The organism is Aeromonas sp. R5-1, from assembly GCF_040908265.1.
Lineage (GTDB): Bacteria > Pseudomonadota > Gammaproteobacteria > Enterobacterales > Aeromonadaceae > Aeromonas > Aeromonas caviae.
The window spans coordinates 173,923-194,045 of record NZ_JBFODJ010000130.1 but is presented as its reverse complement, the minus strand read 5'-3'; the positions used below and the strand labels follow the sequence as shown (position 1 = coordinate 194,045).

The 20,123-nt window shown below is 62.4% G+C and carries 19 protein-coding genes; 13 read left to right on the top strand and 6 right to left on the bottom strand.

All coding sequences use genetic code 11. From position 1 onward, the window contains the following. The first annotated feature begins 74 nt into the window (after window positions 1-74). The 4 genes from AB5Y64_RS19770 (at window position 75) to AB5Y64_RS19755 (ending at window position 3,768) form a co-directional block, all read left to right on the top strand. Complete coding sequence (locus tag AB5Y64_RS19770) at window positions 75-740, top strand: GntR family transcriptional regulator (protein WP_039040592.1); 666 nt, start codon at window positions 75-77, stop codon at window positions 738-740. Window positions 741-773: 33 nt separating this feature from the next. Further along, window positions 774-2,576, top strand: a complete 1,803-nt coding sequence (locus AB5Y64_RS19765) for an aminopeptidase P family protein (RefSeq protein WP_039040593.1) — start codon at window positions 774-776, stop codon at window positions 2,574-2,576. Window positions 2,577-2,713: 137 nt separating this feature from the next. Then, window positions 2,714-3,166 (top strand): N-acetyltransferase, encoded by a 453-nt coding sequence (locus AB5Y64_RS19760; protein WP_010675733.1) that lies wholly within the window; start codon window positions 2,714-2,716, stop codon window positions 3,164-3,166. 131 nt (window positions 3,167-3,297) lie between these two features. After that, window positions 3,298-3,768 carry a glycine zipper 2TM domain-containing protein gene (locus AB5Y64_RS19755; protein ID WP_010675734.1) on the top strand — a complete coding sequence of 157 codons (471 nt, stop codon included), beginning with the start codon at window positions 3,298-3,300 and terminating at the stop codon, window positions 3,766-3,768. A 77-nt stretch (window positions 3,769-3,845) separates the two neighbouring features. Here the strand turns inward: AB5Y64_RS19755 and AB5Y64_RS19750 are convergent, their stop codons facing one another. Further along, the gene (locus AB5Y64_RS19750; protein ID WP_039040594.1) at window positions 3,846-4,799 is read right to left on the bottom strand and encodes an inorganic triphosphatase; all 954 of its coding nucleotides are present in this window, start codon (window positions 4,797-4,799) and stop codon (window positions 3,846-3,848) included. 169 nt (window positions 4,800-4,968) lie between these two features. Between AB5Y64_RS19750 and AB5Y64_RS19745 the strand changes: the two genes are divergently transcribed. Together AB5Y64_RS19745 and AB5Y64_RS19740 are read left to right on the top strand one after the other, a co-directional pair. After that, the gene (locus tag AB5Y64_RS19745) at window positions 4,969-5,649 is read left to right on the top strand and encodes a TIGR00153 family protein (protein ID WP_010675736.1); all 681 of its coding nucleotides are present in this window, start codon (window positions 4,969-4,971) and stop codon (window positions 5,647-5,649) included. A 25-nt stretch (window positions 5,650-5,674) separates the two neighbouring features. Next, window positions 5,675-6,940: an inorganic phosphate transporter gene (locus AB5Y64_RS19740; protein ID WP_039040595.1), complete on the top strand. Its 1,266-nt coding sequence runs from the start codon at window positions 5,675-5,677 to the stop codon at window positions 6,938-6,940. A gap of 101 nt (window positions 6,941-7,041) precedes the next feature. On the opposite strand, the gene AB5Y64_RS19735 is transcribed toward AB5Y64_RS19740, so the two are convergent. Then, window positions 7,042-8,280, bottom strand: coding sequence for a multifunctional CCA addition/repair protein (locus tag AB5Y64_RS19735; RefSeq protein WP_010675738.1), 1,239 nt, complete (start codon window positions 8,278-8,280; stop codon window positions 7,042-7,044). A 229-nt stretch (window positions 8,281-8,509) separates the two neighbouring features. Here AB5Y64_RS19735 and AB5Y64_RS19730 point away from each other — a divergent pair, with 229 nt between their 5' ends. From AB5Y64_RS19730 to mltC, 5 genes are all read left to right on the top strand, one after another. Further along, window positions 8,510-10,153 (top strand): ExeA family protein, encoded by a 1,644-nt coding sequence (locus AB5Y64_RS19730; protein ID WP_368204358.1) that lies wholly within the window; start codon window positions 8,510-8,512, stop codon window positions 10,151-10,153. Beyond that, entirely contained in the window at window positions 10,153-10,836 is a 684-nt protein-coding gene (gene exeB, locus AB5Y64_RS19725) for a GspB family T2SS assembly factor variant ExeB (RefSeq protein WP_010675740.1), read from the top strand. Before AB5Y64_RS19730 ends, exeB begins: the two co-directional genes overlap by 1 nt. 167 nt (window positions 10,837-11,003) lie before the next feature. Further along, entirely contained in the window at window positions 11,004-12,089 is a 1,086-nt protein-coding gene (gene mutY / locus AB5Y64_RS19720; protein ID WP_039040597.1) for an A/G-specific adenine glycosylase, read from the top strand. Continuing rightward, window positions 12,086-12,358: an oxidative damage protection protein gene (locus AB5Y64_RS19715; RefSeq protein WP_010675742.1), complete on the top strand. Its 273-nt coding sequence runs from the start codon at window positions 12,086-12,088 to the stop codon at window positions 12,356-12,358. Before mutY ends, AB5Y64_RS19715 begins: the two co-directional genes overlap by 4 nt. A 119-nt stretch (window positions 12,359-12,477) precedes the next feature. Continuing rightward, window positions 12,478-13,581, top strand: coding sequence for a membrane-bound lytic murein transglycosylase MltC (gene mltC / locus AB5Y64_RS19710; RefSeq protein WP_010675743.1), 1,104 nt, complete (start codon window positions 12,478-12,480; stop codon window positions 13,579-13,581). A 57-nt stretch (window positions 13,582-13,638) separates the two neighbouring features. On the opposite strand, the gene AB5Y64_RS19705 is transcribed toward mltC, so the two are convergent. Then, a complete protein-coding gene (locus AB5Y64_RS19705; RefSeq protein WP_039040598.1) occupies window positions 13,639-14,019 on the bottom strand; it encodes a YgiW/YdeI family stress tolerance OB fold protein in 381 nt (126 codons plus the stop codon). A gap of 234 nt (window positions 14,020-14,253) precedes the next feature. Between AB5Y64_RS19705 and AB5Y64_RS19700 the strand changes: the two genes are divergently transcribed. Both AB5Y64_RS19700 and ompA read left to right on the top strand, forming a co-directional pair. Further along, window positions 14,254-15,261, top strand: a complete 1,008-nt coding sequence (locus tag AB5Y64_RS19700) for an SGNH/GDSL hydrolase family protein (protein WP_039040616.1) — start codon at window positions 14,254-14,256, stop codon at window positions 15,259-15,261. 278 nt (window positions 15,262-15,539) lie between these two features. Further along, entirely contained in the window at window positions 15,540-16,571 is a 1,032-nt protein-coding gene (gene ompA, locus AB5Y64_RS19695; RefSeq protein ID WP_039040599.1) for a porin OmpA, read from the top strand. A 55-nt stretch (window positions 16,572-16,626) separates the two neighbouring features. Here ompA and AB5Y64_RS19690 read toward each other — a convergent pair whose 3' ends face one another. From AB5Y64_RS19690 to AB5Y64_RS19680, 3 genes are read right to left on the bottom strand one after another with little or no spacing between them, the layout of a single operon-like run. Further along, complete coding sequence (locus tag AB5Y64_RS19690) at window positions 16,627-17,196, bottom strand: membrane integrity-associated transporter subunit PqiC (RefSeq protein ID WP_039040600.1); 570 nt, start codon at window positions 17,194-17,196, stop codon at window positions 16,627-16,629. Then, entirely contained in the window at window positions 17,196-18,842 is a 1,647-nt protein-coding gene (gene pqiB, locus AB5Y64_RS19685) for an intermembrane transport protein PqiB (RefSeq protein WP_039040601.1), read from the bottom strand. Before pqiB ends, AB5Y64_RS19690 begins: the two co-directional genes overlap by 1 nt. Beyond that, on the bottom strand, window positions 18,835-20,106 hold the full coding sequence (locus tag AB5Y64_RS19680; RefSeq protein WP_039040602.1) for a paraquat-inducible protein A: 1,272 nt from the start codon (window positions 20,104-20,106) through the stop codon (window positions 18,835-18,837). Before AB5Y64_RS19680 ends, pqiB begins: the two co-directional genes overlap by 8 nt. Window positions 20,107-20,123: the final 17 nt, after the last annotated feature.

Sequence of the window (20,123 nt, the reverse complement as noted above, 5' to 3'; positions counted from 1 at the left end):
TGACGGCCCTTGCGCGTTAGATTCAGCCAAACTTTATACAATATACAATTTTGCAACCTGCCCGTGACCCCAGCATGACCCCACCTTACAAGACCCGAACCCAGATGGTGATGGAGAACCTCCGTGGCCGGATATTGCGTGGCGAGTTTGCAGCGGGCGCCCCCCTGCGCCAGGACGCCATCGCCAAGGAGCTGGCGGTGAGCCGCATCCCGGTGCGAGAAGCCCTGATGCAACTGGAAGCCCAGGGGCTGGTGAAGTTCGAGGCCCATCGCGGCGCCGTGGTGACCATGCTGGATGCCTCGGCCATCGAGGAGCTCTTTTATTTGCGGGCACTGCTCGAAGCCGATACCCTGTTCCACGCCGTCGACCTGATGACGGAGGAGACCTTCGCCCAGGCGCAAGCCATCCTCGCCCAGTTTGATCTGGCGCTGGAGTCTGGCACCCAGATCGAACACTGGGCCGAGTTGAATCACCGCTTTCACGCCACCCTCTACCAGGCAGCCAATCGCCCCCAGGCACTGGAACTGATCGCCCAGATCAATCTGAGCTGCGACCGCTATGTGCGTTTCGAACTGCTGTTCGCCCAGGGCGGCGTGGACAAGGCCGAGCGGGAGCACGCCCGACTCCTTGAACTGTGCCGCGCCCGGCGCAAGCACGAAGCAGTGGTACTGCTCAAGCAACACATCGAGGCGGCAGGCCAGTCGATCAGACAGATCCTGGCAGGCGGCCACCATCAATGAACACTCACATCACCACAAGCTGGCAATAACGACATGAACCATTTCGAGATTATTGAAACCCGCGTCGCCCAGGTCAGGGCCACACTGGCCACGCTGGAGCTGGACGCCTTCATCGTTCCCCACGACGACGAGCATCTGGGGGAGTACATTCCCGCCTATGCCGAGCGGCTGGACTGGATCACGGGTTTCAACGGCTCCGCCGGGCTCGCCATCATCATGGCGCATCGGGCGGCCCTGTTCATCGACGGTCGTTATACCGTGCAGGCGCGCATGCAGGCGCCGGCCGAGCTGTTCGAGTTTCTCCACCTCAATGAAGACCCCCACGTGCAGTGGCTGGCGGAGCAGTTGCCCTCAGGCTCCCGGGTCGGTTTCGATGCCCGCCTGCACAGCCTGGCCTGGTATCAGAACGCCAACGCCGTACTGGCCGATCACGGCATCGAGCTGGTGCGCATCGACGAGAACCCCATCGATCTGCACTGGAGCGATCGTCCCGCCCCGACCAAGAGCCCTGTCATCCTCTACAGCGAGGAGCTGGCGGGCCAGTCCAGCCAGGCCAAGCGCGAAATGCTGGCCAGCGATCTGCGCAAGCGCGGGCTGGATGCGGTGCTGCTGACCCAGGCCGAGCCCATCAACTGGCTGCTCAACCTGCGTGGTCGCGACGTGGAACGCCTGCCGGTGGTGCTGGGCTTTGCGGTACTCTACGCCAACACCACCATGGATTTCTTCGTCGATACCGACAAGATCGACTGCTTCGCCTTCAGCCAGCACGTGGGGCAGGATGTCTCCGTCTACCCCATCGACAAGCTGGGTGACGTGTTGCAGCGCATCGGCGAGGATCAGCAGAAGGTGCTGGCCGACCCCAACACCGCCAACGCCTGGACCCAGCTCGTGATGGAAGAGGCAGGCGCCATTCTGGTGGCCGGCCAGGATCCCACCATGCTGCCCAAGGCGTGCAAGAACCCCGTGGAGCTGGCCGGCATGCGTGCCGCCCACCTGCGCGACGGCGTTGCCGTCACCCGCTTCCTGGCCTGGCTGGATCGCCTGATCGCCAGCGGCGAGTTCGACGGTGTGGACGAAGGCACCCTGGCCGACCAGCTGGAAGCCTTCCGCCACGAGCAGGAGCACTATGTGGAGCCGAGCTTCGACACCATCTCGGCACTCGGCCCCAACGCAGCCATGTGCCACTACCGCCACACCAACGGTACCCCGCGGGCCTTCGGCCAGGACAGCATCTATCTGGTGGACTCCGGCGCCCAGTACCTGGACGGCACCACCGACATCACCCGCACCGTCAAGGTGGGTGAGGTGACCGACGAGCACAGGGCCATGTTTACCCGGGTGCTGCAAGGTCATATTGCCCTGGATCAGGCCCGCTTCCCCCGCGGCACTGCCGGCATCCAGCTCGACGTGCTGGCCCGCATGCCCCTGTGGCAAGCCGGCTACAACTACGACCATGGCACCGGCCACGGGGTCGGCCACTTCCTCAGCGTGCACGAAGGCCCGCAGCGCATCGCCCCCAAGGGCAGCCTGGTGGCCCTGCAGCCGGGCATGGTGCTCTCCAACGAGCCGGGCTACTACCGGGAAGATGCCTTCGGCATCCGCTGTGAAAACCTGGTGGTGGTGACCGAACAGGAGGCCCGTGGCGAGCTGACGATGCTGGGCTTCGAGCGACTGACCTATGTGCCGTTCGACATCCGCCTCATCGATCGCAGCCTGCTGAGCCCGGCGGAGTTCCGCTGGATCAACGAATACCATGCGGAGGTCTACCGCCGTCTGAGCCCGCTGCTGGAGGGCGAGGATCTCGCCTGGCTGGAGCAGGCGACCAGCCTCCTCTGATGACACAGGGCCTGCGGGCCCTGTTTCTTTATCCGCGGCATGCCACAAATGCCCCCCTTGCATCGACTCCCCGCCCCTTCTACCCTGTGCCTCCTTTTTGGCTGCCCCGCAGCAGAGACCCGATGAGAGGAGCCCCGATGCACTCGTCCCCCGTATTGCGCCTTGCCACCCACACCGACATGCACGCCATCTGGCAGATAGATGCCGATGTCTTCGGCGAGGATGTCTACCCCGGTTTCTTCTTTCGCCAGGCCATGGATCTGTGGCCCGAACTGCTGGTTGTCGCGGAGCGGGAAGGCCGGCTGCTGGGCTATGCCCTGGGCGGGCTTGGTCAGGATCGGTCGCAGGGCTGGCTGCTCTCCCTCGCGGTGCGCCCCGAAGCGCGCGGCTTCGGCCTGGCCGAGCAAATGATGTTGCAGGTGGAGCAGGGACTGCTGAAACTGGAAGTTGAGCGGGTCAGACTGACCGTTGATCCCGCCAATCCGGCCCAGCGCCTCTACTTCAGGCTGGGTTATCAGCAGTTGGCAGAAGAGAGAGGCTACTTCGGGCCAGGCGAGGATCGCCTGCTGCTGGAAAAAGCCCTGACCTGACCATCCACCACCGGCACGGGAGCCTTCCGGCCACATAATTGGTTACACTTTGCGGGTTTAATGCGCAATCTGGTTGACGTAAAGTGCAATTCATCACCAGATTAATCCGATGCCCGCCCAGGAGGCCCATCATGTTCAAACGTATTGCTCTCGTCACCCTGCTGGCGGCCACCACCGCCATCACCGGCTGTGCCAACAGCGACGTCTACTCCGGCGATGTCTACACCAAGGATCGCGCCAAGCAGGTACAGACCGTCAGCTATGGCACCATCCTCTCCACCCGCCCCGTCAAGATCCAGGCCGATGAAAACTCGCTGATCGGCACCATTGGCGGTGCCGTGGTCGGCGGCCTGCTCGGCAGCACCATAGGCGGCGGTCGTGGCAGTGACATCGCGGCGGCCGGTGGCGCCATCGCGGGTGCGGCGGCCGGCAAGGCGGCAGGGGACAAACTCAACCAGGTTGACGGGGTCGAGCTCGAGATCAAGAAAGAGAACGGCGAATCCATCGTGGTGGTACAAAAGGCCAGCCCCACCTTTGTGCCTGGCGCCCGGGTCCGCATGACCCAGGGCAACGGCACCATCAACGTGGCCGTGGTGAACTGATAGCGCCGTTCAAGGTGCAACTGCCATAAAAAAGGTGAGCCCGGGCTCACCTTTTTGCGCTCTGCACCACTTAAGATTCACTCCCCCAGATGCAGCCAGGCCGCGATGGACAGCTGCAGGCCCACCAGGTCGGCATGGTGGAACAGGGCATGCAGTGATGCACGATCCCCGGCCACCTGCACCATCAGACGCTGTTGCGCCTGCAGGTCGGCCAGCCAGGAGGGGGGCACCGTCAGCGTGCCTGCTGCCTCGGCAACCAGGGATACCCCCTCGAGCAGGGCATGCAGCGCCCGTTGTTGTTCGCCAGCATCGCCACTCTCGAGCCAGAGCTGCTCATGATGCTGCCAGTGCTGCAGACCCAGGGTAATGCTGACCTTCTGATCTTTGCCCACAATCCTTTGCAGGGGCTGCACGGCCAGTGGCTTGCCAAGCCCAGCCAGCCTGTATCCGCGCTGCGCCTTGGACTGGGCACCCAGCCGCAATCCTCCCAGCGCCGCCAGCTTGCTCGCCAGGGTGAACAGGGCGCGGGCATCGCCGGATTTCAGCTCCAGCTCCAGCTCGTCGATCCCGATACGCCCCAGGGCACCGACAATCTCCCCCTGATCCCAGGCCAGCTCGATCTCGGCATCTCCGAATGCGATCAGCCAGTGGCGGCGCAGGAAATCGGTGCTGAACTGGGCCACCAGACGGCTCTGGAGTTCATCGCGCACCACCAGACTCGGCCAGATATCGGCAGGAAAGGCAGACAGGGTCGGAATGGTTCCCTCCACCGGGGTGTTGTACTCGGGTCTGGCGTGCAATCCGCCCACGACCTGCCCCCGGCACTTGATGGTCTGCTCGGAAAAATCATCGCTGCGACGAATGCGCAACCCCATCTCGAGCCCACGCAAACCCAGGTCGGGCGTGTCGAAATAGACGTTGCCAAGAGCGGCTTGATTGGAAGAGATAATCTCTAGTGAATTCAGAAGGTTGGAGATGGATTCTTGAATATTGCTGGTGACGAAAAACTTTATCTCGATCTCAGTTTGCATAGTCATTCCGGGCTGGCGGGCAACTTTGGGGGGCATGTTCGGGGTCGCGAGGATATAATGCCAGCGACAGTTCACGATTAATTCACGGTTTTATTGATGGCACAGTTCGGTTACCATGCGCCCCTCATAAAATCGTATCGAGTGTTTTTTCACCGACACAGGTTTGGCCATGCCAGTAAATACTATTTTGGGTCTTTTTGCCAAGTCCCCCATCAAGCCGCTGCAGAAGCATATCGTCAAGGTTCACGTGTGCTGCGAACAGCTCATTCCCTTCTTTGATGCCGTTGCCGAAGACCGCTGGGAAGATGCCGAGAAGATCCGGCAACAGATCGCCCAGCTGGAAAAAGAAGCGGACATCCTCAAGCGCGAAATCCGCTTGAAACTCCCCCGCGGCCTGTTCCTGCCGGTCGCTCGTACCGATCTGTTGGAGCTCTTGACCCAGCAGGACAAGATTGCCAACCGTGCCAAGGATATTTCCGGCCGCATGCTTGGCCGCAAGATGGAATTCCCCACCGAGATGCGCGCCGATTTCATGGCCTATCTCAAACGCTGTATCGATGCGACCGCCCAAGCCGAAAAAGCCATCGGAGAACTCGATGAGCTGCTCGAAACCGGCTTTAAAGGACGTGAAGTTGAAATGGTTGCCGAGATGATCCACCAGCTGGATCTCATCGAGGACGATACTGACACCATGCAGATCGGACTGCGCCAACAGCTGCAAGCCGTTGAGCACAAATACAATCCGATCGACGTTATGTTCCTCTACAAGATCCTCGAATGGGTAGGTGACCTGGCTGATCAGGCAGAGCGCGTTGGCGCCCGTCTGGAATTGATGCTGGCTCGTTCGTAATCGACTGACTGGGTAAACACTACTAATGGACATTATCGCAAATTACGGCACCACCCTGGTGCTCGTGGCGGCCTTGTTCGGCTTTTTGATGGCCTGGGGCATTGGTGCGAACGACGTCGCCAACGCCATGGGCACATCGGTCGGCACCAAGTCCCTGACCATCCGTCAGGCGATCATCATCGCCATGATCTTTGAATTTGCCGGTGCCTATCTGGCCGGTGGCGAAGTGACGGCCACCATCCGCAGCGGCATCATCGACAGCAACGCCTTTGCCGACACGCCGGATCTGCTGGTGCTCGGCATGATCGCCTCCCTGCTGGCTGCGGGTCTGTGGCTGATCCTGGCCTCCTATTTCGGCTGGCCCGTCTCCACCACCCACTCCATCATCGGCGCCATCGTGGGCTTCGCCGTGGTGAGCATCGGTCCGGAAGCGGTACAGTGGAACAAGTTTGGCGGCATCGTCGGCTCCTGGGTAGTCACGCCGGCCATCTCGGGCATCATCGCCTACTTCATGTTCATCAGCGTGCAGAAGCTCATCTTCAACACGGACAACCCCCTGGACAACGCCAAGCGCTATGTCCCCTTCTACATGTTCCTGACGTCCCTGGTCATCTGCCTGGTCACAATCAAGAAGGGGCTGACCCACGTCGGTCTGCACCTGAGCAATGGCGAAGGCGCGCTGCTCTCCGTCGCCATCTCCATCGCGGTGGCGTTTGCCGGCTGGATCTATATCCGCGGCCAGCAGTACAACCCGAAAGATGACAGCAAGATGCACTTCGCCAACGTGGAGAAGGTGTTCGGCATCCTGATGATCATCACCGCCTGCGCCATGGCCTTCGCCCATGGCTCCAACGACGTGGCCAACGCCATCGGCCCGCTCTCTGCAGTCGCCTCCATCGTGGCGGCCGGCGGCGAGATCGGCGGCAGCTCCCACATCGCCTGGTGGATCCTGCCCCTTGGCGGCATCGGCATCGTCATCGGTCTGGCCACCATGGGCGAGAAGGTGATGGCGACCGTCGGCACCGGCATCACCCACCTGACCCCGAGCCGTGGCTTCGCCGCCCAGCTGGCCACCGCCGCCACCGTGGTGATCGCCTCCGGCACCGGTCTGCCCATCTCCACCACCCAGACCCTGGTGGGTGCCGTCATGGGTGTCGGTCTGGCACGGGGCATCGCGGCCCTGAACCTGGGCGTGCTGCGCAACATCGTGGTCTCCTGGGTCATCACCCTGCCCGCGGGCGCCATCCTGGCCATCGCCATCTTCTACGTGCTGCAGGCCTGCTTCTCCTGAGCAGCCCACGCCGCACGACAAAAAGCCCGGGTCATTGACCCGGGCTTTTTTATGCTTCGCCCATATTACGCCGTCGATTGAGCGTCGATCGGCTGCGGCGCTTACTCCTCGATGAAGGTCCACTCGTCGCGCACCCGGCTGATGGCATCAAGCCGCCGCTTGGCAAGCTGCTCGCGGATTGCCTCCCCTTTGAAGCCGGCCGCCACTATCTCCTTGACCGGCACAGCCTGCGCCGCCTCCAGGGCCTCGGCGACATAGTCCGGCTGACTGTAGACCTTCTCTTCGAAGCCGGTACGACCGTGGAAGTCGGCGCGACAGGCATCGAGCAGCTGGGCAAAGCGCTCCGGTCTGCGCCAGGCATCGGCCTTGTCGAATACCTTGAGCAGGGTCGCGGGCTTGAGCTCGAAGGCAATGTGGATATGGGTGTGCAGGTCGCTCACCAGCAGCGCCAGATCGCGACACTCGTTCGGCACCCGGAAGCGCTCGCAAAAATCCCGAATGAGCGGCAACCCCTTCTGACCATGGCCGTGATGGCTCGGCCAGAAGGCGGGCGGAGTGAGCCCTTTGCCAAAGTCGTGGCAGAGGGACGCGAAGCGCACGGTCAATTCGGGGGAGAGACGACATGCCTGCGCCAGCACCATCATGGTATGGATGCCGGTGTCGATCTCCGGGTGCCATCTGGCAGGGGCCGGCACACCGAACAGGGCATCGAGCTCGGGGAAGAGCGCCTTGAGTGCGCCGCATTCGCGCAGCACCTCGAAGAAGATCTGGGGTGTCGACCCCAGCAGCACTTTTTCCAGCTCCTTCCAGACCCGCTCCGGGGTCAGATGGGCCAGCTCTCCAGCCTCCGTCATCTCGCGCATCAACCCCAGCGTCTCGGGGGCCACCACGAACCCCTGGGCATGGAAACGGGCGGCGAAGCGCGCCACCCGCAGGATGCGCAGAGGATCCTCGGCAAAGGCCGGCGAGACATGGCGCAGCAACCGCGCCTCTAGATCCTGCACGCCGCCGTAGGGATCGTGCAGTTGCCCATCCTCATCTTCGGCGATGGCGTTGATGGTGAGATCCCGGCGCAGCAGATCCTGCTCCAGCGTCACCTCGGGGGCGGCATGGCAGACGAAGCCGGTGTAACCCTGCCCCTGCTTGCGCTCGGTGCGCGCCAGGGCGTACTCCTGCTGGGTTTTGGGGTGAAGAAAGACCGGAAAGTCTCGGCCCACCTGGGTGAATCCGAGACCCAGCATCTGCTCCACCGTGGCGCCGACCACCAGGTGATCCCTGTCACCCTGGGGCAATCCCAACAGGCGATCCCGTACCGCCCCTCCGACCAGATAAATCTGCACGCGCACTCTCCCTCGATAAACTTGCCCCGATGATACCGCTTTTGGCCAAGAGAGACGATGTGCACCCGTCGCACCGGGCTCTCCATCACTCGGCCGGGCGGCTGCTTCCCGCCATCGTCCCGGGCGACTCAGCCCGTGGTTCGAGCCAGCTCCCCTTATGGTATCCGGGTCTTTGACATCCCTTTTGGGAGGCTTTAACCTGCCGCCCATAACAATGGAATGGATCCTTATGTACACACAGTTCTTCGGTCTGTCGGAGCCCCCGTTCTCCATCTCGCCCAACCCCAAATACCTCTATATGAGCGAGCGTCACGGGGAGGCCCTCGCCCACCTCAACTACGGGTTGCAGGACGGTGGCGGCTTCGTGCTGCTGACCGGGGAAGTGGGTACGGGAAAGACCACCGTCTCCCGCTGCCTGCTGCAGCAATTGCCCGCCGACACCGAGATCGCCTACATCCTCAATCCCTCTCTGACCGAGCGGGATCTGCTGGCCGCCATCTGCGACGAATTCCAGTTGCCCTACGGCGAAGAGGCCAGCCTCAAGCAATTGTTCGACCTTATCCGGGATCATCTGCTGGCGAATCTGGCGGCAGGCAAGCGCAGCGTGGTGCTGGTGGATGAAGCCCAGCACCTGCTGCCCGGCGTGCTGGAGCAGTTGCGACTGCTCACCAATCTGGAGACAGACGAGAAGAAACTGCTGCAGGTGGTGCTCATCGGCCAGCCCGAGCTGCAACAGATGCTGCGCCAGCCCCTGCTGCGCCAGCTGGCCCAACGGATCACCGCCCGCTATCACCTGCTGCCGCTGTCGCGCCAGGATGTGGATGCCTATGTCCGCTTCCGGTTGCAGGTGGCAGGCTGCGTCCAGCCCATCTTCACCCCCAGGGCCATCCAGACCCTGCATCGCCTCTCCGGAGGCATTCCCCGTCTCATCAACCTCATCTGCGACCGCGCCCTCATCGCCGCCTTCGCCCGTGGCAGCCACAAGATAGTGCACGGGGACATCAGCCAGTCCGCGTATGAGGTGAGCGGCATTCGCGACGAGGGAAGCTGGCAATCCGGCCTCACGGTCGCCCTGGTGGGCGCCCTGCTGGTCGCCACCGGCTGGTGGGGCTGGCAATTCTTCGGATTCTTCCCAGCCCGCCCCCTGGTCAAGGTCGAGGTACCGGTCAAGGTGGATGACACGCCGGAGCAGCAGGCCCAGCTGACCCGCGCCATCAATCAGGCGCTGGAGCCGGACGTCGCCATGCAGAATCTCTACAAGGTATGGGGCTACCAGGCCGAGCTGGAGGAGGCAACCTGCGACAATGCCCCCCGTGCGGGCCTGCGCTGCCAGGAGGGAGAAGCCTCCCTGGCGCAATTGCAGGCGCTGCAATACCCGGCCCTCATCAGTCTCACCGACGAGACCGGCGGCCTCTATTACGCCACCCTGGTCAGCCTGGGGGCGGACAAGGCTTCCCTGCTCATCGGCAACCAGAGCTGGCAGGTGGACAGGCAGTGGCTCTCCGACGCCTGGGGCGGCAGCTACACCCTGCTCTGGCGCATGCCCAGGGGCAACGTGCCCCTGATAGCGAGCAATGCCGGGGCTGCCCAGGTGCAGTGGCTGGACAACGCCCTTAGCCGCGCCATGCAGCAACCCGATCGCAAGGTGAGCCGCTTTGATGTCACCCTCAAGAACAAGCTGCAACAGTTCCAGCGCGAGCAGGGACTGACCCCGGACGGCATCGCCGGCAGCAACACCCTGCTGCGGCTGAATGTGGCCTCCGGCGAACCCATGCCCAGGCTGGAGGATGAATCCCTGCGAGCCAGCACGCCGGTCGATCTCGACAGCGTGGCGGATGATGAGACGGATCCCATGGTCGAGGAGGCCTCCTGATGTCCACCCTGCTCAAGGCCCTGCGCCGGGCCGACCAGCCCCAGTTCACCCCCCATATGCCGCTCATGGGTCTGCCCGTGAGCCAGGAAGAGGAGCCCAACCGCCGCTGGATCTGGTGGGCCCTGGTGCCCCTGGCCCTGGTGATGGGCGCCGCCGCCAACTATGGCTGGCACCTCTATCACCTCAAACCCGTGGAACAGCAGGTCGAAGTGAAGGAAGTGGTGACTCCTCCCTTCGTGCGGGTCGAACCCAGGCCCATGATCACCCGGCCGCTGCCGCCCCCCCTGCCGGAGCCAGTGGTCGCTCCAAGACCTGCCGCAACCCCGGCTGCGACTACCGCAAACCAGGGGGGACAGAGTCTGGCAGAACGGCTGATGGCCGCCCTCAACAACACGCCGCTGGTGGAAGAGAGTGCGCCACAGGCTCAGGTCCAGACCAGTGCCATCCCCCTCGGCGCCCTGGCTCCGGCCTTGAAACAGCAGGTGCCGTCCCTGACCTATGGTGCCCACAACTACTCCTCCGACCCGGCCAAGCGGGCCGTGGTGCTCAATGGACGGGAGTGGCGCGAGGGCAATGAGATCGCCCCCGGTGTCATCCTGGCAGCCATCGCCCAGGACTACATCGTCCTGCAGGTCGGCGGCCAGTATGCCAGCCTCAAGGCGCTGCAAGACTGGCGCGGCTGATCTGCCGGCATCCAGTGGCCCTCCCCCGGGAGGGTCAGCGCCCATTCTGAGGGAGCCCGAGAGCTCCCCTTTTTAATCAATAACCTACACTCGACCTTTGCCATGCGCCGGGTCGGGGATCGCCCTCCTGATGGCGGGCGGACTTATCATCAGAACATGAGCACACTGTGAGCCACTCAGACAACACCACCTTCGCCACCCGCATTCTGGACTGGTACCAGATCCACGGCCGCAAGACCCTGCCCTGGCAGCAGGACAAGACCCCCTACCGGGTCTGGGTCTCCGAGATCATGCTGCAACAGACCCAGGTTGCCACTGTCATCCCCTATTACGAGCGGTTCATGGCCCGCTTCCCCGACGTGCTGACCCTGGCCAACGCCCCCATCGACGAGGTGCTGCATCACTGGACCGGGCTTGGCTACTACGCGCGCGCCCGCAACCTGCACAAGGCTGCCCAGCAGATCCGCGATCTGCACGGCGGCCTCTTTCCGGAACAACTGGAAGAGGTGATGGCCCTGCCCGGCATCGGTCGCTCCACCGCCGGGGCCGTGCTCTCCCTCTCTCTGGGCCAGCCCCACGCCATCCTGGATGGCAACGTGAAGCGGGTACTCACCCGCTGGCTGGCGCTGGCGGGCTGGCCGGGCCAGAAGCAGGTCGAGCACGATCTCTGGGAGCTGGCGACCCGCCTCACCCCGCGCGTCGGGGTGGCCCAGTACAACCAGGCCATGATGGACATGGGGGCCACCGTCTGCACCCGCAGCAAGCCCGCCTGCGAGCGCTGCCCGGTGCAGGCCGATTGCCAGGGGCTGTCGCAGGGCAACCCCACCGCCTACCCTCACAGCAAGCCGAAGAAGAGCATTCCGGCACGCAACGGCATTATGCTGATCATCCGCCACGGCGATCAGCTGCTGCTGGAGAAGCGTCCGCCGCAAGGGATCTGGGGCGGGCTCTACTGCTTCCCGCAGGTGGAATCCCTCACAGAGGTGACCGGGCGACTGCGGGAGTTGGGGCTGGAGGATGCCGCCTATCAGGAGCTCGCTGGATTTCGTCACACTTTCAGTCACTTCCACCTCGACATTCGCCCTTTGCTGATCGAAATGGCTGTTCCGCCCGCCCCCCTGCTCATGGAAGCGGATACCCGACTCTGGTATAACTTACGCCATCCTGCCGAGGTGGGATTGGCGGCGGCCACGGCCCGTCTGCTCGCCTACCCGGACTTACAACCAGACTTGCAACCACAGAGGTCAACATGAGCCGTACCGTATTTTGCCTGCGCCTGAAGAAAGAAGCGCCGGGTCTCGATTTCCAACTCTACCCCGGTGAACTCGGCAAGCGGATCTTCGACAACATCAGCAAGGAAGCCTGGACCGAGTGGCAGAAGAAGCAGGTCATGCTGATCAACGAGAAGAAGCTGAACATGATGAATCTCGAGCACCGCCAGTTGCTGGAAAAAGAGATGGTCAGCTATCTGTTCGACGCGGGTGAAGTCCAGATCGACGGTTACACCCCTCCCAGCCAGTGAGCGGGAATCGAGTCAAAGGGCCAGCGTCCCCCTGAGTCGTCAATATGCCGCAGGGTGACACCAATCCTGGCTCAGGCCAGTCAGTGACGGGCGGCCCCACCGCCCGGTTTGAGGATCTTATGGGTCGTTTTTTTGGGCTGCTGTGCGCCCTGCTGTTTCTCTCTGCCTGTTCATCCACCCCCCAGACCAGCGGGAGTGGCGATGATGATCTGGTCAACGGCAAAGACGTGCGCGGTTTTGAACACATGATCAGTGCGCTCTCCCATAACGTGAACGAGATATGGGGGCGCGAGGCGCTGTTCGCGGGCAAGTTTGACTACGTCAAATACACGGATCAGTACAAGAGCCGCGCCCACATCGATTTCTCCAGCGGTCACATCATGGTGGAGACCGTCTCGGGTCTGGATCCCCGCGCCCACCTGCGCCGCGCCATCATCGAAACCCTGCTGACCCCGGACGATCCGGCAGAGGTCGACCTCTATTCCGACCGTGAGATCATGCCAGGTGGCGAGCCCTTCCTCTATGGCCAGGTGCTGGACAACCAGGGACAAGCGATCCGCTCCAGCTGGCGTGCAGAGCGTTATGCCGACTATCTGATCGCCAACGCGATGAAGAAGCGCACCCTCGGGATCCGCAACATCTTCTTCATCGACATTCCCATGGTGGCCAACCACGAAGACAGGCGCGGCTACAAATACGCCAGCATCATCCGCGATGCCTCCCGCAAGTACGGGGTCGCCGAGAGTCTCATCTACGCGGTGATCAAGACCGAGAGCAGCTTCAACCCCTATGCGGTCAGCCACGCCAACGCCTATGGCCTGATGCAGGTGATCCCGGCTACCGCTGGGCGGGATGTCTATGTGAGGGTCAAGGGCAAGGATGGCCAGCCGACCAGGGAAGATCTGTTCAATCCGGCCTACAACATCGATGTGGGGACCGCCTACCTGCACCTGCTGCAGACCGTCTATCTGGCGGATATCCAGGATCCCCAGTCCCGCCGCTATGCGGTGATCTCCGCCTACAACGGTGGTGCGGGAGGGGTGCTCAACACCTTCTCCAACGATCGCAAGGCGGCCCCCGGCATGATCAACCGCCTCTCCCCCGAGGCCGTCTATCAGGTACTGACCGAACAACATCCCAAGGCAGAGGCTCGCCGCTATCTCTACAAGGTCAATCAGGCCGAGAAGGGGTTCAAGCGAACCGTCGCAAGCCGGGCTGGCTGATGGCATGCAAGAAGGGCGCTCCTGGAGCGCCCTTCTCATTTACTGTGGCCAGAAAGCTTACTTGGCGATGAAGCCACCCTTGCTCAGGGGCGCAGCCCCCACCTTCTCCAGGTGTTCCACCTCGACTTCGGTCTTGTTCCAGCTGTGGTCCACCTCGCCGCGCACGCGGATCAGATCGTCAGGGCCTACCTCGGTACCGCGCCACACGTCACCGTCCACCTCCACTTCCACCTCGCCGCTGTCGTCACGGAACAGGTAGTTTTCGCCACCCAGGTGTTTGACCAGTTTGCCTTCCAGGGTCACCCACTGATCATCGGCCACGTCTTTCAACTGGGCGACCGATACCTTGTTCTGCTCCTTGGGGCCGGTGTAGGCCGCCATGGCGAAGGAAGAGACGGACATCAGGGCCACCAGGGCGATTGCTTTTGCGTTGTTCATTTCATGCTCCTGTCTTTGCGGTATGAGGGCATCTTGCCCGGGGGCGCGTGAAACAAACGTGAAGCCTCCCCATTCAGGGAGGAGTGATGTGATCGCAAGCGATTAAATGGCCACGGCATGCTGCAAAAATGTATTCGAGTGGATACCTTTTCACCTGGCCATGCGGGTTCCCAGCCCGCCGCCATCGAGGAACAGCCCGCAGGCCCGCCCTGCCCCATCCATGAGAACAGCTACATGAACAAATGGCTTTTGTGTTTATTGGGTCTCTTCGCCCTCACGGCCCATGCCGCCGAGACGCGTCCCCCCTTCTCCCGCATCGTGATGTTCGGCGACAGCCTCTCCGATACCGGCAAGATGTACGACAAGATGCGCGGTTACCTCCCCTCCAGCCCGCCTTACCATCAGGGCCGCTTCTCCAACGGCCCGGTCTGGCTGGAGCAGCTCACCCAGCACTTCCCGGGCCTCGCCATCGCCAACGAGGCGGAAGGGGGCGCCACTGCCGTGGCCTACAACAAGATCTCCTGGAACCCCAAGTATCAGGTCATCAACAACCTGGACTACGAGGTGACCCAGTTCCTGCAAAAGGATGGCTTCAAGCCCGACGATCTGGTGATCCTCTGGGTCGGTGCCAACGATTACCTGGCCTATGGTTGGAACACCGAGCAGGATGCCAAGCGGGTGCGCGATGCCATCAGCGATGCGGCCAACCGCATGGTATTGAACGGCGCCAAGCAGATTCTGCTGTTCAACCTGCCGGATCTGGGCCAGAACCCCTCGGCCCGCAGCCAGAAAGTGGTCGAGGCGGCCAGCCATGTCTCCGCCTACCACAACCAGCTGCTGCTGAACCTGGCACGCCAGCTGGCCCCCACCGGCATGGTGAAATTGTTCGAGATCGACAAGCAGTTCGCCGAGATGCTGCGCGAGCCGCAGAACTTCGGCCTGAGCGACACCGAACACGCCTGCTATGGCGGCGGCTATGTGTGGAAGCCGTTTGCCTCCCGCAGCGCCGCCACCGACAGTCGACTGGCCCCCTTCAATCCCGAGGAGCGCCTTGCCATCGCCGGCAACCCCCTGCTGTCTCAGGCCGTCGCAACTCCCATGGCGCGCCGCAGTGCGGGCGAGCTGAACTGTGAAGGCAAGATGTTCTGGGACCAGGTCCACCCCACCACAGTGGTACACGCTGCCCTGAGCGAGCGGGCTGCCGCCTTCATCGAACAGGAGTACGAATTCCTCCCTCGATAACGGAGGCCATCCTGCCAGGGCCGGCGCCTCGCCGGCCCTCTTGCCGACAAGGATAAGCAATCCATATGACACCCATCACAGATTCGAGTCACGGTTCCCCGGCGGTCTTCTGTCTCCACTATGATGCAGATGGATATCACAATATGTTTTATATCAGTTGCTTGTAGATCGAGAAAAGCGAGCTACGTTTAAACGTGTTGTGGTCGAACACAGGCCCAACCCACGAGGCGAGGCGACATGAATTCGCGCTCCCCACACACAAGATTGCAGAGGCATCTATGAACAAAACACTGATTACCTTGCTGGTTTCAGGCTTGCTTGCGGCCAACGCCCAGGCAGCCGGACAAGACAACACCTGGTATGGCGGTGCCAAACTGGGTTGGTCCAACTTCTACGGTGTCGATGAAAGCAATTCCATCGCCATCACCGACAAAGACGACGATGAAGTCGGCGCCGGTGCCTTCGCCGGTTACCAGATCAACCAGAATCTGGGTGTCGAACTCGGTTATGACTACCTTGGCAAGCTCAAGTACAGCGGCACCCGCAATGGCGCGGCCTTCAATGACTCCGTGCAAGCCCAGCTGGCCCAGCTCACGCTGAAACTGGGCTTCCCGGTTGCGGACAATCTGGACCTTTACGGCCGTGTCGGGGGCGGCTATGGCTGGACCGACAGCGATCAGCTGGAAAACGACAGCCGCTTCACCTTCGTCGGCGCGCTCGGTGCGGAGTATGCCCTGAGCCTGGATTGGGCAGCCCGCCTCGAATACCAGTACAGCACCCCGTATGGCAGCCGTGACGATACCGGCCTGCGCATGGACAACGGCCTGCTCTCCCTGGCCGCCGTCTACCGCTTCGGTCAGGTTGCACCGGCTCTGCCGGTCGCAGCTCCCGCCCCCGCGCCCGAGCCCGTGATGGTCGACAAGCAGTTCACCCTGAGCTCGGACGTGCTGTTTGACTTCAACAAGGCCACCCTCAAGCCCCAGGCCGGGCAGGCCCTGGATACCCTCTACAGCCAGATTGAAGAGGAAAGGCCCAAAGACGGTTCGGCCACCGTCATCGGCTATACCGACCGCATCGGCTCCGAGGCCTACAACCAGAAGTTGTCCGAGCAGCGTGCCCGGACCGTGGCCGATTACCTGATTGGCAAGGGCCTGCCGGCCGACAAGGTCAATGTGGAAGGGCGTGGCAAGCAGTCTCCCGTCACCGGCGACAGCTGCACCAGCAAATCCAAGCGTGAGCTGATCGTCTGCCTGGCCCCGGATCGCCGGGTAGAGGTCAAGGTACAGGGCGTCTCGGAAGTACAGCAATAACGACGACCCCAAACAAAACGGGAGGCCATGGCCTCCCGTCTTTTTTTATGCTTCCTCAGATGCGCGTGCGCACATCCGCCGCAATCTGATCGAGCAACAGTTGCCAGCCCTGCCCCAGCTCGTTCACCAGGGCGCCATACCCATCGGCAGGCAGCACCCGCTCCTGCTGGAAGGGAACATCTCTCAACACGACCCCCTCCTCCGTCAGCAGGCGCCAGCGACCGCTGAGCAGGGCGCGGCCGTCGTGCCGCCCCTGGAAACGCTCGACCGAGATGCTCAGCACAGGCCCCTTGCGGGCCCCGTCCTGACGCACCACCCAGCCAGGCAAGCGGCTGGAGAGGCCATTGAGGGTCAACTGGTTCAACTGGGCATCGAGGGAACCTGCCCAGCGATGGTACTCGGCAAAGTGCAGCTCCTTTCCCTCCAGCTGATAGACCAGGCTCATCCGGTCAAGCTGACCGGACAGGGCGACGGGCCGCAGCACCAACTGGTGCTGCGGCTGCGCCGTGGTGACACTCGACGGCGCCGTGTCGGCATCCAGCGAATAGTAATGCAGCGTGGTCGGCGCACTGCCACATCCCGCCAGCAGGCCCAGCAAGGCCAACGTCATCATCCGTTTTTTCATCATTTTCCTCGCTTGGGCTCGGGATCCCGCGGACGAGCGCGGTCAAAGATCAGCGAACTCGGCTGCTCGTTCAGTGAATGGACCAGAGGTTGCAACTCGCTCATCAGCTGGTTGAGGGATTGCACCGACTGGCGCAGCTCCTGATTGGTCTGGGAACCGGCATCATAGGTCTGCAACGTCTCCTGCAACTGCTTGAGGCTCTGGTTGAGGGAGGCCGGCAACTGCTGGGTCGACTGCTGACCGGTAAACTGCTCCAGATTCGCACTCACGGCACTGACATGCTTGAGCGTCTTGTCCAGTGTCATCAGGGTGCTGTTGACCTGAGTAAGGGTGGTGGCCATGTCCATGTCGACGAACTTGTCGAGGATGAGGTTCACCTTGCGTTCGATCTGATCCAGCCCGGCCTGGGCAGTCGGGAAGACCTGATAGCCCGCCATCTTGAGCGGCTGATAGACAGGCGCATCCGGATAGAAGTTCAGATCGATCACCTTGCCCCCCGTCAGCAGGCTGGCGGTCTTGAGGCTGGCCCTCAGCCCTTCCTTGAACTGCTTGTTGAACAGGGCCCGCCACTGCTCCTTCTCCGCATTGGCATAACGGTGGGAGAGACGCTGCACCTCGATGCGCGCCAGCACCGGGATCTGCCGGCTCTTGAACAGCTGGACGCCCTTGTCGTCGATGAGATAGGGAGCCGAGATGACGGTACCGACCCGGATGCCGCGATACTGTACCGCCGCGCCGGGATGCAGCCCGCCCACGTCATTGTCGAACAGGAAGACATAGTCGATGAACTGATCCAGGCTACCGGCCAGCACGCTCTCCTCGTCCTTGAACAGCACGAACTCGTCGTTCTGTTTCACCGGCTCCCCCGGCAACCAGCCGGGAGGCAGCCCCATGGTGATGCCGCCGTTGATCAGGCTCTCCAGCGAGTCCATCTTCACCTTCATCCCCTCGCTGCTCATGGAGACCTCGAAGCCGGGCGTCAGCCAGAACCGGGAGTTGCTGCTCACCAGGACGTCATAAGGCGCGTTGATGAAGAGCTGGTACTGCATCTCGCTCTTCTCGGGCAGGAACTTGGCCTCTTCGACCTGGCCGATGGTGAATCCCTGATAGCTGATGGGGGAGCCCGCACCCAGCGCGTTGGCATCCCGGCTGGACAGGGAGAGCCGCAATCCCCTAGCATCCAGGGATGCCAGGGGTGGCCTGTCCAACATGGCGTATTCGCTTCGCGCCCTGCCCTTCTTGCCGGGAGAAAGCTCGATATAGGCACCGGAGAGCAAGGTGCCAAGACCGGAAACGCCCTCACGCCCGACCCTGGGCTTGACCACCCAGAACTGGCTGTCTTTCTTGAGCATGCCGGCGGCGGCATTGGTCAGGCGAGCCTTGAGCACGGCATGGCTGTAGTCCTCGCTGAGCTCCACCGTCTCGATACGGCCCACCTCCACTTCACGAGAACGGATCACCGTCTTGCCCGCCACTATGCCCTCGGCGGTCGCCACCGTCAGGGTGAAGCTCGGCCCTTGTGAATACCAGTGCTGGAACAGCATCCAGGCGCCGATGAAGAGCGCCAGCAAGGGCACCATCCAGATAGCGGCAGCCGAACTCATGAAATCAGAGCCCGGTTTCCACCTTGTCTTACGCTCACTCACGTTCGCGTTCTCCTTGTTGTAAATCCCAGATCAGGCGGGAATCGAAACTCATGGCAGCCACCATGGTGACCAGTACGACCCCGGCAAAGGCGACGGCCGCAGGGCCAGGGTAGATGGTCATCAGATTGTCGAGCCGGATGAGACCGGCCAGGATGGCCACCACAAAGACGTCGATCATCGACCAGCGCCCCACAAATTCGGTCATGCGATAGAGTTTGAGCTTGCCGAGGGGAGATGCCCCCTGGCCGCGCTGCACCACGTAGCAGAGCCACAGCAGCGCCAGGATCTTCACCAGCGGCACCACCACGCTTGCGAAGAAGATGACGGCGGCAATGGGGTAGGAGCCCATTGCCCACAGCAGCACCACCCCGCCCATGATGGTCGAGGGGCTGTCATCCCCCAGGAACACGGTGTCCATGATGGGATACAGGTTGGCTGGGACATAGAGGATCACCGAGGTGATCAGCAGGGCCCAGGTGCGGTTCAGACCACCCGGCTTGCGGCTGTGCAGGTGATCCCCGCAGCGAACGCAACTATGGGCATCCTGCTCGTTCAGGGCGCCGCAGATGTGGCAGCCCACCAGACCGCACGCCAGGGCGCTCTCTTCGGGATCCAGCTCCCTCGCCGCCGTCGGGCCGAACAGCCGCTGCCACAGCCACATCCGATCCAGGGAGGAGATCATCTTGATGAGCAGCAGGGTGTAGCCAACGAAGGCCCAGAACGACAGCCCCATCTTGATGTCGGCCATCCCCATCAGCTTCACCAGAGAGATGAGCACGCCGATGAGGAAGACGTCCACCATCAGCCAGGGCTTGATCCGGCACAGCAGGCGGCCAAGGGAGCGCAGGGCCTTGCTGTGCAGATCCTTGTCCAGGCGCCACAGCACCAGCATGATGGAGCCGATATAGACCAGCGGCAACCCGATCAGGGTAATGCTCAGCACGGCCCCGAGGAACAGGTAGCCTTGATCCACCAGGGTGGTGATGCACTGCAGGAAGGTCATCTCCTGCCCCACCCCCTTGGCCGAGAACGACATGAAGGTAAAGGCGTTGGAGAGCACGAACATGATGATGGCCGCAAAGCCATAGGCGATAGGCCTGCGCTCCTGCTCAGGCAGATGACGAGTCAGGGTATGGCCGCAGCGCGGACAACTGCTCGTCTCCCCCACGGCCAGCTCGGTGGCCGGCACCAGCAGATCACACTCTTCGCAGGCGGTCGCGTCATGGGTATAGGTGGGTGGATGTTGGTGTGAAACCGGATGCAAGATAAGACCCCAGCATG